Source organism: Listeria grandensis FSL F6-0971 (assembly GCF_000525835.1).
GTDB lineage: Bacteria > Bacillota > Bacilli > Lactobacillales > Listeriaceae > Listeria_A > Listeria_A grandensis.
Genome location: NZ_AODD01000028.1, coordinates 1 through 13,399, shown reverse-complemented (window position 1 = coordinate 13,399; position 13,399 = coordinate 1). Strand labels below are relative to the sequence as shown.

General features: G+C 45.0%; 9 protein-coding genes, 2 rRNA genes and 3 pseudogenes. All 14 read right to left on the bottom strand.

The window, feature by feature from the left end; genetic code table 11:
• Positions 1-337: 337 nt before the first annotated feature.
• The gene (locus PGRAN_RS13360; protein ID WP_077914694.1) at positions 338-811 is read right to left on the bottom strand and encodes a GNAT family N-acetyltransferase; all 474 of its coding nucleotides are present in this window, start codon (positions 809-811) and stop codon (positions 338-340) included.
• A 138-nt stretch (positions 812-949) separates the two neighbouring features.
• The gene (locus PGRAN_RS13355; RefSeq protein WP_077914693.1) at positions 950-1,567 is read right to left on the bottom strand and encodes an SH3 domain-containing protein; all 618 of its coding nucleotides are present in this window, start codon (positions 1,565-1,567) and stop codon (positions 950-952) included.
• Between the two features lie 271 nt (positions 1,568-1,838).
• Positions 1,839-3,311, bottom strand: coding sequence for a glutamate--tRNA ligase (gene gltX / locus PGRAN_RS13350; protein WP_036067771.1), 1,473 nt, complete (start codon positions 3,309-3,311; stop codon positions 1,839-1,841).
• 13 nt (positions 3,312-3,324) lie between these two features.
• The gene (gene ispF, locus PGRAN_RS13345; protein ID WP_036067769.1) at positions 3,325-3,798 is read right to left on the bottom strand and encodes a 2-C-methyl-D-erythritol 2,4-cyclodiphosphate synthase; all 474 of its coding nucleotides are present in this window, start codon (positions 3,796-3,798) and stop codon (positions 3,325-3,327) included.
• Positions 3,773-4,490: pseudogene (gene ispD, locus PGRAN_RS13340) on the bottom strand (2-C-methyl-D-erythritol 4-phosphate cytidylyltransferase). The gene ispF and the pseudogene ispD overlap by 26 nt, the downstream one beginning before the upstream one ends.
• A 24-nt stretch (positions 4,491-4,514) precedes the next feature.
• Positions 4,515-5,588, bottom strand: coding sequence for a PIN/TRAM domain-containing protein (locus tag PGRAN_RS13335; RefSeq protein WP_036067767.1), 1,074 nt, complete (start codon positions 5,586-5,588; stop codon positions 4,515-4,517).
• Between the two features lie 118 nt (positions 5,589-5,706).
• A pseudogene (gene radA, locus PGRAN_RS13330) lies at positions 5,707-7,081 on the bottom strand (DNA repair protein RadA).
• A gap of 159 nt (positions 7,082-7,240) precedes the next feature.
• Positions 7,241-8,242: an aldo/keto reductase gene (locus tag PGRAN_RS13325; RefSeq protein WP_036067765.1), complete on the bottom strand. Its 1,002-nt coding sequence runs from the start codon at positions 8,240-8,242 to the stop codon at positions 7,241-7,243.
• A gap of 136 nt (positions 8,243-8,378) precedes the next feature.
• The gene (locus PGRAN_RS13320; protein WP_051998650.1) at positions 8,379-10,907 is read right to left on the bottom strand and encodes an ATP-dependent Clp protease ATP-binding subunit; all 2,529 of its coding nucleotides are present in this window, start codon (positions 10,905-10,907) and stop codon (positions 8,379-8,381) included.
• 28 nt (positions 10,908-10,935) lie between these two features.
• A pseudogene (locus tag PGRAN_RS13315) lies at positions 10,936-11,966 on the bottom strand (protein arginine kinase).
• On the bottom strand, positions 11,956-12,465 hold the full coding sequence (locus tag PGRAN_RS13310; RefSeq protein ID WP_036067762.1) for a UvrB/UvrC motif-containing protein: 510 nt from the start codon (positions 12,463-12,465) through the stop codon (positions 11,956-11,958). The pseudogene PGRAN_RS13315 and the gene PGRAN_RS13310 overlap by 11 nt, the downstream one beginning before the upstream one ends.
• A 10-nt stretch (positions 12,466-12,475) precedes the next feature.
• Positions 12,476-12,934, bottom strand: a complete 459-nt coding sequence (locus tag PGRAN_RS13305; protein WP_036067760.1) for a CtsR family transcriptional regulator — start codon at positions 12,932-12,934, stop codon at positions 12,476-12,478.
• Between the two features lie 147 nt (positions 12,935-13,081).
• Positions 13,082-13,196 (bottom strand): 5S ribosomal RNA (gene rrf, locus PGRAN_RS13300).
• Between the two features lie 94 nt (positions 13,197-13,290).
• Positions 13,291-13,399: ribosomal RNA gene (locus PGRAN_RS13295) — 23S ribosomal RNA — on the bottom strand; the annotation flags it as partial.

Here is a 13,399-nt window from a genome sequence, read left to right as displayed (position 1 = left end):
TCCATTCTTGATGTATCTGCGCGAAAACACCGTTCGGCGTCCCTTCTTTCTAAAAGAAGGGGGACGCCCCTCGCTTGTTTCACGTTAAGAATTTGTACCTAAACCTATCTCATTTTGAATAACGGTCAATCGCCGCTTTGTGATACTGCAATTTTCCCACAAAGATTCCGAGATGCATTTCAGAATAGGCGTACTAAGCCACTTTCAGCCTTTCGTAGCTCTCTCTACAAAGCCGCCATATTTCCTACTTCTTCCCATCAACATTTTAACTTATTAATCCCCATTGTACCACAGAGCACGCCCACCGTCATTAAAAATTACTTCTAAAATCAGCTTCCTATTTCGCCAGTTCAGCAAGCGTATCCCCAGCAATCCGATACACCGTCCAATCCTCCATCGGTTCGGCTCCCATCGTCAAATAAAAATCAATGCTAGACTGATTCCAGTCCAGACACCACCACTCTAAACGTCCACATCCACGCTCTACCGCAATCTCCGCCAAACGTTTCAAAAACGCCTTACCAAAGCCTTTCCCACGTAATTCCTGCCTAACATAAAGGTCTTCCAAATAAATACCGCCTCGACCAAGAAATGTTGAAAAATTATGAAAAAAGAGAGCAAAACCAACAGCGTCTCCCTCATATTCTCCGATAATAACCTCCGCCTTCTCTTTATCGAAAAGCCATTCTTGCAAATCCGCTTCTGTTGCAACGACCTGGTCAAGCATTTTTTCATAGTCCGCCAATTCCTTGATAAATCCTAAAATCAATGGTATATCTTTTTCTACTGCGTATCTAAATTCTAATGTCATCTCAATTCCCCCACATATCGATTCGCCACTATTTCTATAGCGCCACTTTATTATACATTAAATTCTGATAATGCAAACAAAAAACAAGCCACATTTTCTTTGCGACTTGTTCTTCGTGTAGAGGATTTTTAATGCGTATTACTTTACGTTCAAGAATTGTGTGCTGACATAGCCGGTTTGACCCTTATAGATTACTTTGCTCCATCCGTAGTCATCTTTCACAAATGTAACTTTCTCACCTTTTTGTAGCGTACCTAAAATCTTTGCATTTTTACTTTCATTAGCACGAACGTAAACTGCTGATTTGGCTGTTACCATCTTTGTTGTTACTTTCGCTTCTGAGGTCTTTACTGCTTTTTTCTTTGCTGGTGTTGCCACTTTCGGTACTACTGCTTTTTTGGCTAGTACTGCTTTTGCTTTACCCACTTGTTGACCAGGAATATTTAAGAAACGCGTTCCGACATAACCAGTCTTACCTTTATAAGTAACCTTACTCCAGCCATAGTTGTCTTTCACGAAATAAATTTTTTCACCTTTTTTCAGTGTGCCGAGTACTTTAGAGTTAATAGATTCACTAGCACGCACATTCACCGCTGATTTCACTGTTACCATTTGTGGTTTCGCTGTGTAATACGTTGTTTGCGCTGCATCTGCCGTAAACGCTCCTGCTGCTACTGTTGTAAAAGCTAATGCCAAAGCCAATCCTGTTGCTGCCACCATTTTAACTGTTTTACCGCTCATTACGTTGCTCATCATAAATCTCTCCTTTGAGTTGTATTATTCATTAATAAGTGCAAATTTCCTTTGTTTTCTAAGGGGCGCCCTTTCGATATCTTTATATTACATCAACATTATTACGAAGTCAATACTTTTATTACAATTAAATTACTAATAATTAACCGAAATAGAATAAAACGCTGATATAAAAGCGTTTATCCGCCTAATTATGTTACGCCACCGTTCTTTAAATGTAATATATTTGTAACGAAAAGAACCTACCCTAAATCGGATAAGTCCTTTTATCATGCTATTTTGCTTCGGTCAAACGATTTTCTAAACGGTTTACTACTTTTTCTCGACCAAGAACCTCAATGGATTGTGGTAATTCTGGGCCATGCATTTCGCCAGTAACTGCAATCCGAATTGGCATGAATAGCCCTTTTCCTTTTGCACCTGTCGCTTTTTGCACACGTTTGATAGCTGCTTTTACCTCATCTGCTGCAAACGGCTCAATCGTTGCCATCTCTTCTTTAAATGCTGCTAAAACTTCGGGAACTTGTTCTCCCGCCAAAACTTCTCTCTCTTCCTCGTCAAACGTCACATCATCCGTGAAGAACATCTTCGAGAGTTCTACGATTTCCGCGCCGTAACTCATTTGTTCATGATATAGAGAAACAAGATTTCGGACCCAAGCCAATTCTTGGGCATCCGCAGTTGCTGAAACAACCCCAGCCTTCACTAAATGCGGCAAACTCAAATTCACTACTTGATCTAGATCTAATTTTTTCACGTATTGGTTGTTGACCCATGTTAATTTGTGCGTATCGAACAAAGCTGGAGATTTCGACAAACGCTTCGGATCGAAAATTTTGATAAACTCGTCTTTCGAGAAAATCTCCTCTTCGCCTTCTGGTGACCAACCAAGCATCGCAATAAAGTTAAACAACGCATCTGGTAAATAACCTAAATCTTTATACTGCTCGATAAACTGAATAATCGACTCATCACGCTTACTTAATTTACGCTTACTTTCGTTCACAATCAGCGTCATATGCCCAAATACAGGCGGTTCCCAACCGAACGCTTCATAAATCATCAACTGCTTTGGTGTATTGGAAATATGGTCATCTCCACGTAACACATGCGTCATTTCCATCAAATAATCATCTACCGCCACAGCAAAATTATAGGTTGGAATTCCGTCTTTTTTCACGATAACAAAATCACCGATACCGTCTGATTCGAATGATACATCACCTTTGACCATATCATTAAATGTATACGTCTTACCAGGTTGTACCGCATAACGAATGCTCGGTTCTAGGCCTTGCGCTTCTTTTTCCGCGCGTTGTTCTGCTGTCAAATGACGACATTTCCCGCTATAACGAGGCATCATGCTATTCGCTTTTTGCTCCTCGCGCTCGGTTTCCAGCTCTTCTGATGTACAGTAACACTTGTACGCCTTGCCTTCTGCGAGAATTTGCTCAATCAACAGGTTGTATAAATCTTGACGCTCACTTTGACGGTAAGGACCGTATTCGCCGCCTTTATCTACGCCTTCATCCCAATCCATACCAAGCCATGCCAAATTCTCTAACTGGCTCGACTCACCGTTCTCAATATTTCTTTTTAAATCCGTATCTTCAATGCGAATCACAAAATCCCCATTATTATGTCTTGCAAATAAGTAATTAAATAACGCCGTACGTGCATTCCCAATATGCAAATGCCCCGTCGGACTTGGTGCATAACGTACGCGCACCTTCTTAGCTTCACTCATGTTTACCACTCCTTTATTTTTCTAAAAGTACAACAGCTAGGCTTGCAATTCCCTCGCCACGACCTGTAAATCCTAATTTTTCCGATGTTGTTGCCTTCACGTTCACCTGTTCTGGCGTCGCGTGCAACAACTCCGCAATGCGCACTTTCATCGCATCCACATAAGGCGCCATCTTGGGCTTCTCTGCTATAATCGTGCAATCAATATTGCCAAGCTTATAGCCATCCGCCACGATTTCCGTCCAAACTTTCGTCAAGAGCTCCGCCGAATCCGCGTCCTTATAAGCCATATCCGTATCCGGGAAAAAATGACCAATATCGCGTTTGCCGACAGCACCAATCACAGCATCCGTCACCGTGTGTAGCAACACATCCGCATCACTATGTCCAAGTAAGCCCTTCTCGTACGGAATCTCAATCCCGCCAATAATCAACTTACGACCTTCCACTAACTGGTGCACATCATATCCTTGCCCCACTCGAATCATGCTCGATTCCTCCATTTCTCCTGCAAAATCGCTTCCGCAAAAGCAATATCCTCTGGCGTTGTCACCTTGATATTATTGTAACTTCCCTCAACCATGTGAACCGTCACACCAAGTCGTTCTACAAGGCACGCCTCATCCGTCCCTAAAAATTTCGCTGCCGCCGCAATCTCATGCGCCTGTTTTAAAATCTCCGTTCGAAAAGCTTGTGGCGTCTGTACTTGCCATAGCACCGAGCGGTCAATGGTCTCTTCGATCATCCCATTTTGCACTCGTTTCATCGTATCCTTGACTGGCATTCCACAAATTGTTGCCCCATGAACCGCAACGTCCGTGAGTAGTCGATCAATCATCGCCTGTTCTACAAAAGGTCGCGCCCCATCATGCACCAGCACCACGTCCGCTATCTCGCCACATTCCGCAAGTCCCTTCGCAACACTATACTGCCGCTCCGATCCTCCCGTTACGATCAAAATTTCCTTTTGCACATGCAGCCCATCAATCATCCTGCGCACATAATCCAACTCATCCTCTTGCGCCACAACAACGATCCGGCAACACTTGATATCCTCTAAAAACGTTCGAATCGTATGGATAAACAAAACATCACCAGAAATGTCCAGCCACATTTTATTTCCGTCCAACTGCATTCGTTTTCCTTGCCCCGCGGCCAAAAGAATCAATTCATATTTCATCCAGCATTACTCCTAAAGTCCAAATTAAGCCGGTTTCGCAAAAATCATCCGACCCGCCGAAGTCTGCAACACACTCGTTACCTCCACCTGAATCGTCTCATTAATAAACTTACGACCATCCTCGACAACAATCATCGTTCCATCGTCCAAGTAAGCCACACCTTGATTGTGCTCCTTACCATCCTTCACAACGAGAACCGTCATTTTCTCACCCGGTAACACCACAGGTTTCACCGCATTCGCCAAGTCGTTAATATTTAAAACCGCGACGTTCTGAAACTCACAAACCTTGTTCAAGTTATAATCATTCGTCACGACTTTCCCTTGCATCACTTTTGCCAGTTTCACAAGCTTGCTATCCACTTCCGAAATCTCCTCAAAATCGCCCTCATACATCTCGACCTTGATTGATTCCTCTTTTTGCAGTCGGTTCAAAATATCCAGACCACGACGACCACGCGTCCGCTTTAATGTATCCGACGAATCCGCGATATGCTGCAACTCCGCCAAAACAAACAATGGAATCACAATCGTCCCATCAAGGAATCCCGTCGCCAAAATATCCGCAATCCGACCATCGATAATAACACTCGTATCCAAAATCTTATATTCCCGAGCCGCCGTAGCCTCCTCTTTCACTTCCTCAGGAGTTTTCTTCTTCACACCGCGATTCGCAAATAAGTTCCCCCATTCATTCCGCCGGCTAATCCCAACCCGGAAGCCCAAATAACCTAGCACCAACGTTAAAATTACCGGTACCACTGAATTTAAAATCGGGATTTTCGTCTGATTCAACGCATTCCCTGCAAAAAAAGCAATAACTAAGCCAATCATAAGCCCCAGACCACCATAAATAATCACTGTATTGGAAGTTTTCGTAAGACCATTTTCCAACCAGTTCAGCGCGGCAACCACATACTTCACCGCCCAAAAAGTAATAAGATAAAATATAAGTGCACCAACCAATGCGTCTGTATAAGGATTATTAATGACAAAAATATCGTTCACGCCGAGTGTTATCCAAAGCTCAGGAAGCGTAAACACGCCGATCGTACCGCCAATAATCATAAAACAAATTCTAATTACCCATTTCAGCATTATTTCTCCTCCTTTCTCCTATTTTTTTATGTCCATACCCCTTCATTCTACACTAACAAAAGCCCATACCGCAATTAAAACGGGACTGTTTTGGCAAAATAACAGTCCCACATAAAAATTATTTTGGTAAAGCCTTGTTCAGCGCGTCAGAAAGTGTCGAAACCCCCACAATACTAACATCTTTCGGGATCTTCCATTCCCCTTGATTATTCATCGGTATAAAAATCCGCTTAAAGCCCAGTTTCGCGGCCTCCTGCACACGTTGTTCAATCCGCGACACTCGTCTAATTTCACCAGTCAAACCAATTTCACCAATAAAACAATCCGTACTTTTCGTAGGTTTATCGTTATAACTCGACGCAATACTCACCGCCACTGCTAAATCAATCGCCGGCTCATCTAGCTTCACGCCGCCCGCCGCCTTCAAGTACGCGTCCTGATTTTGAAGTAAGAGTCCGACACGCTTCTCAAGCACCGCCATGATCAGCGATACCTTATTATGATCCATCCCAGTCGCCATCCGCTTCGCATTTCCAAACATCGTCGGTGAAATAAGCGCCTGTATTTCCACTAAAATTGGCCGTGTCCCCTCCATCGAAACGACAACCGTTGAGCCCGAAGCCCCGTCCAATCGTTCCTCCAAGAAAACCTCCGACGGATTCGCGACTTCCACCAGCCCAATATCACGCATCTCAAAAATACCAATCTCATTCGTCGATCCAAACCGATTTTTAACCGCCCGCAAAATCCGGTAGGCATGATGCCGCTCCCCTTCGAAATAAAGCACCGTATCCACCATATGCTCTAACATTCGCGGACCCGCAATCGCGCCCTCCTTCGTCACGTGACCAACGATAAACACCGCAATGTTTCCACCTTTTGCAATCCGCATCAATTCCGCCGTACACTCCCGAACCTGCGACACACTCCCCGCCGCACTCGTCACATCTGGATGATACACCGTCTGAATCGAATCAATAATTACAAAATCTGGCTTCACTTGCTGAATCGTTTGCTGAATCGCATCCAGATTCGTCTCCGCGTACACATACAAATTATCTCCCGTCACAAGCAACCGCTCCGCGCGCAATTTCGTTTGCTTCACCGATTCCTCACCAGAGATATACAACACTTTTTTTTCCGGTCATCGTGAGTTGCGCCGAAACTTGTAACAGCAAAGTCGATTTCCCGATTCCCGGATCGCCGCCAACAAGTACCATCGAGCCCTGCACCACCCCACCACCAAGCACCCTATTGAGTTCTGGCATCTGCGTCAAGAACCGCGGTTCATTATCGCTCGTTATCTTCGTAATAGGCACAGCCGCAGCAGCCTCATCCGTATGCGTAAACGATGAGCGACCCTTTTTCGTTGGCTCCAGCATCTCCACCATCTGATTCCAAGCCCCGCAATTCGGACATTTCCCCATCCATTTCGGCGACTCATATCCACATTCCTGACACATAAATTTCACACTACGCTTCGCCTTCGCCATTCTCAAATCACCTTCCAATTTTTCATATCTGTCCCTATTCTACCACACTTCCCCCCACAAAAATCACCCATCTTCAAAATTCCATTCACAAAAAAGGAAGGCCATCACGCCCTCCAATTTCCAGACTATTTTAATGATATACCTAGCGTTAGATTTGCCTTACTTATTTCGCGGATCTGGAATTAACCCTACCAATGGATGCGGCACATACAATTCTTCCAGATAGCCCATCTCAGACGCCGACAACTCCAAATCAAGTGCCGCAACCGCGCTCTCCAAATGACTCTCTTTTTGCGCACCAACAATCGGTGCAACAACTTGATCCTTATTCAACAACCAAGCAAGCGCAATCTTATCACGCGTCACACCATGATTCACAGCAACTTCCGCCAACCGTTCCACAATCCCGCGATCCGCTTCCATCGTCCCATCATATTTTGAATGCTGCACCTGATCCGTCTCCGAACGCAGACTCGTTTCCGACCAATCACGCGTCAAACGACCAGAAGCAAGCGGACTATACGGCGTCAACGCAATTTTCCCATCCCGACAAAACGGCACCATCTCACGCTCCTCCTCCCGATAAATCATATTATAATGATTTTGCATCGAAACGAATTTCGTCCAACCATTGCGCTCCGCCACATACTGTGCCTTCTGGAATTGCCACGCATACATCGCACTCGCCCCAATATACCTAACTTTTCCCGACTTCACCACATCATGTAGCGCCTCCATCGTCTCCTCAATCGGCGTATCATAATCCCAACGATGAATAATATACAAATCCACATAATCCGTCCCCAAACGCTCCAAGCTATGATCAATCTCACTCAAAATTGCCTTGCGCGAAAGCCCGCCACCGTTCGGCTGCCCAGGACGCATTATCTGGTGTACTTTCGTTGCCAACACAATATCATCCCGATTCGCATAATCTTTCAAGGCCTTGCCAAGAATCTTCTCACTCTCGCCCATCGAATAAACATTCGCCGTATCAAAAAAATTAATTCCTAAATCAAGCGCTTTCTTAATCACTGGCCGACTGTGCTCCTCATCCAAAACCCACTTATGCGTCCATTTTTCCACATCGCCAAACCCCATCGCGCCCAAACAGATTCGCGAAACATCCATGCCCGTATTCCCAAATTTCATATATTCCATCTATCTATCCCCTCCAAAAAGTTATGCCATCCAGTCCAGTATAAACCTTAAAGTCCACTCCAACACAAGCAATATGCCTAAACAAAAAAGCGATGAAAATCCAGTTTCAGATTCTCATCACTTTTCAAAAATTCATTTACTCCGATTTAGCAGGTTTAGCCGTCTTTGTTTTAGGTTTCGCCTTCGCTTTTGCCTTCGTAGCAGTTGTTGTCGTTGTTTTCTTCTTAGGAGCAGGAGTTTTCTTCTTCTCCTTCACCGAAACCGTTAATTCACCAGCTTTGGTTCCAATAACGACCGTATCGCCAACTTTAACCGTTCCACGCAACAACTCTTCCGACAAACGATCCTCGACATTTTTCTGGATCGCACGTTTGAGCGGACGCGCACCGTACTCTGGGTCATAGCCATCTTTTGCAATTTTTTCCTTCGCACTTTCCGTCAAACTAACGTGGATATTACGCTCACCCAAACGCTTCGTCAACTGTTCCGTAAGCAATGTCACGATTTGTTTCAATTCCTTATCATCCAGCGAATGGAAAACAATCGATTCATCAATCCGGTTAATAAACTCCGGTCGGAACGCTTTTTTCAACTCCTGCAACATCCGGTGTTGCATCGCCTTATGATCCTTCGTCATATCAGAAACATTGAAGCCAACAGATTTATCATCCTTCAGTTCTTGCGCCCCAATATTTGATGTCATAATAATAACCGTATTTCGGAAATCAACAACACGACCCTTGGAATCCGTCAAACGCCCATCATCAAGCACTTGCAGCAACATATTAAACACATCCGGATGCGCTTTTTCAATTTCATCTAAAAGTAGAACCGAATAAGGTTTTTGGCGAATTTTCTCCGTTAGCTGCCCGCCCTCTTCATAACCAACATAGCCTGGAGGAGCCCCAACAAGACGCGCCGTCGAGAATTTCTCCATATACTCTGACATGTCAATGCGAATCATCGCTTCCTCATCACCAAACATCGATTCGGCAACCGCACGCGCCAATTCCGTTTTACCAACACCTGTGGGTCCCAAGAAGATAAACGAGCCAATCGGGCGCTTCGGATCCTTCAGACCAGCACGAGCACGTCTCACAGCTAGCGAAACCGCCTTAACAGCCTCTTCTTGACCAATCACACGCTTATGAAGTAAAGACTCCATGTTCAATAATTTATCGGTCTCCGTCTCGCCTAGCTTCGTCACAGGAATACCCGTCCAACTCGCCACAACCTCAGCGACTACCTCTTCTGTTACCTCACTATTATCTTGGCCTTGTTTCGCATGCCAATCCTTCTTCTTCTCCGTAAGCTCACGTCTTAACTTCTGTTCTTTATCGCGCAACGATGCCGCCTTCTCAAACTCTTGCCCTTGCACAGCCGCATCCTTCTCTTTTTTCAGTTCCGCTAAATTCGATTCCATTTCCTTCACATTTGCAGGCGTCGTATAAGCCTTTAAACGCACCTTCGAACCAGCCTCATCAATCACATCAATCGCTTTGTCCGGTAAGAAACGATCCGAAATATAACGATCCGACAATCTCACTGCCGCCTCAACCGCAGCGTCCGTAATTGCAACCCGATGATGCGCCTCATAACGATCCCGAAGCCCCCGCAAAATTTGAATCGATTCGTCCACAGTTGGCTCCTCCACACGAATCGGTTGGAAACGTCTTTCAAGCGCCGCGTCCTTTTCAATGTACTTCCGATACTCATCAAGCGTTGTCGCTCCAATACATTGCAGTTCCCCACGAGCAAGCGACGGTTTCAAAATATTCGACGCATCAATCGCACCTTCTGCACCACCAGCACCAATCAACGTATGCAACTCATCAATGAACAAAATAACATTTCCCGCTTGGCGTATCTCGTCCATCACTTTTTTCAAGCGATCCTCAAACTCACCACGGTATTTCGTTCCAGCAACAACCGTACCCATATCAAGCGTCATCACACGTTTCCCGCGCAATGTCTCCGGCACCTCATTGCGAACAATCTGTTGCGCCAACCCTTCCGCAATCGCCGTTTTACCAACACCAGGTTCCCCAATCAAAACCGGATTATTCTTCGTCCGGCGACTAAGCACCTCAATCACACGCTGAATCTCCTTCGAACGCCCAATCACAGGGTCCAAATTCTCTTCCCGCGCAATCACCGTCAAATCTCGCGCCAAGCTATCCAAAGTCGGCGTCGCTTGCGTATTCGTCGAGCGACCAGAAGCCGCCCCATCGCCACCACCAAGCAATTGTAATACCTGCTGCCGCGCCTTATTCAAGCTCACACCAAGATTCCCAAGCACACGAGCCGCAATCCCCTCACCCTCACGAATCAAACCGAGCAAAATATGCTCTGTCCCGACATACGTATGGCCAAGTTTACGCGCCTCATCCATTGACAACTCAATCACTTTTTTCGCACGCGGCGTATATTGAATCGTTTGAACAGCCGTTTCACCCTCACCGATCAAACTCTCTACTTCCTTTTGCACCTTGTCCGAACTAATTCCAAGCTCATATAACGCCTTCGCAGCGATACCTTCACCCTCACGAACCAACCCCAACAAAATATGTTCCGTCCCTAAATTGCTATGTTTCAATCTCATAGCCTCTTCCTGTGACAAAGCCAATACCTTCTGCGCTCTTTGTGTAAATCTCCCAAACATCATGGTAGTTTCCTCCTCTAATTTTCGAAGCCTAGTATGTATCCAAAATTTCTCGGATAGCCGCAGCCCGAATCACTTTTTCTTCCAATTCATTCATATCCCGCTGCGCAAACTTTCGTAAAAAAGCTGGTTGCGAAAATAATACCAGTTCATTGACCTTTTGACTAGATATATGCTCAATATATCCCATTTGCACGCCAAGTCGTAAATCAGAAATAGCGTCCGCTGCCTCTTTCTGCGCCAATATCCGACTATGTTTCAACATCCCATACGCTCTGAAAATTCTGTCCTCCATCACGATATGGAACTTTTGTTTCAATTTGGTTCGGCAAACCCGTTCCTGCATAATTACCTGCTCCATCACATCCGACAAATCCTGCACAATCTCAAGTTCCGTCTTCCCCAATGTCACCTGATTTGAAATTTGAAAAATGTTGCTCGCAGGCCGACTTCCCTCCCCATACATTCCTCTTACCACAAAACCGTACCTTCTAATCGCTTCTATCGTTTTTTGTAATTGTTTTGTTGCGACTAATCCCGGCAAATGCACCATCACTGAAGCCCTAAGTCCCGTTCCAACATTCGTCACACACGTTGTCAAATACCCCAAACGCTTGTCGAAAGCATACGCCATGCCAGCCTCAAACCTATCATCTAGCCTAAAAGCATCTTCCAACACTTGTTCTAGCTGTAACCCCGGCGCCATGCACTGAATTCGAATATGATCCTCCTCATTAAACATCACACTAGCCGTCTCATCCTCACGAATCATCACCGCACCAAAACCATGCCGACGCATCATCTCTGGCTAATCAAATGCCGTTCCACCAGCATCCCGCGCTCAAGCAAAGACAAGTCCCCCATCTCTAAAAATGGAAAATCCTCGTCATTTCCAAACACCTCACGAACACGTTCCAGCAACTCCAACCCCGCCCCAGAAAAATTCCAACCTTTAAAATTCCGGGCTAGCCGCACACGCGAACTAATTACGACATCACTTTCCGGACCAACCTTTTCCAACCAAGAACTGAGCACAGGCTCAAATAGCCTCTCATTCCTCATCCAAACCAGCTCCATCCTCTTTCAAAGCCCTAATCTGATCTCGAACAACGGCCGCCTCCTCAAACGCCTCCTCAGCAACCAGCAAAGTAATCCTATCTTGCAACACGCTCAACTGCTGCTTTCCCGCCAAAACATCCCTTTCAGCTAAAGGAACCTTGCCAACATGCCCTTTATTCCCATTTTGTGCTCGTTCTATCATCTGCATCAACTTCCCATCAAAACGCTCATAACAATGCTCACATCCCAATTTCGAAGACTCCATCACAGCCTGTAAAGACATTCCACAATACTCGCATTCAAGAAGCGCAATATCATTTTCTGGCGTCTTCTGTAGCAAGCTCAAGAAATCAATGTTATTCTCCGTCACCTGTTCCTCCATATAAGCCATACTCTGCGCTTCCGCACACGCCTTACACAAAAATACCGAGAAGGTCTGGCCATTAAACTCATGCCTAATTTCAATATTCGCCTCATTTTCCCCACAACTCTGACAAATCATAAAACGCCTCCTACTCATATTTCAATGCATCGAGCATTGCCTCAAGCATCCGACTTCTTATAATATCACGATCAGGAAGTGGCATAGCAATAACATTCCTATCCATTGCAGCCAACATCAATCGTGCCTCCCTCTTAGATACAACTTCCTCTTCAAGCAATCGAAGCAACACATCCTCCGCAAAATTCTGCGACACCTTCTTCTCATGTACCATCACAATAATCGCATCTAGCAGTTGCAGTTTATCATTCATCTTCACTTTAATAATCCTAATATAACCGCCACCACCACGTTTACTCTCCACCAAATACCCACGTTCCATCGTGAAACGAGTATTAATCACATAATTAATCTGAGACGGCACACACTGAAACTGATCCGCCATCTCACTTCGTTTTATCTCAACAGCTTCACTTGCCTCCAACACTTGCTTCAAATACGCCTCAATAATATCCGATATATTTTTCATAAGGATGCACTCCTTTCAACACACTGACTTTGACTATTTTTGACTTTAATTATACTAAAAAAAAGAGCCCAATTGCAAGAATTAGCCCTTTAAAAAAATAAAAAAAACCAAACGAAAAATGTTTAGTAATTTTAAAATATGTACATTGCCCGGCGACGACCTACTCTCACAGGGGGAAGCCCCTACTACCATCGGCGCTGAAAAGCTTAACTTCCGTGTTCGGGATGGGAACGGGTGTGACCTCTTCGCCGTAACCACCAGACAATGTGTAACTACTTGAAAGAACGCGGTTCTCTCAAAACTAGATAAGAAAGTTGGTCTGTGCGTGACCGTTCGTGCCCGAGTCTCTTACTTCTTTGGTTAAGTCCTCGATCGATTAGTATTTGTCCGCTCCATATGTCGCCATACTTCCACTCCAAACCTATCTACCTGATCTTCTTTCAGGGATCTTACTTTCTTAAAGAA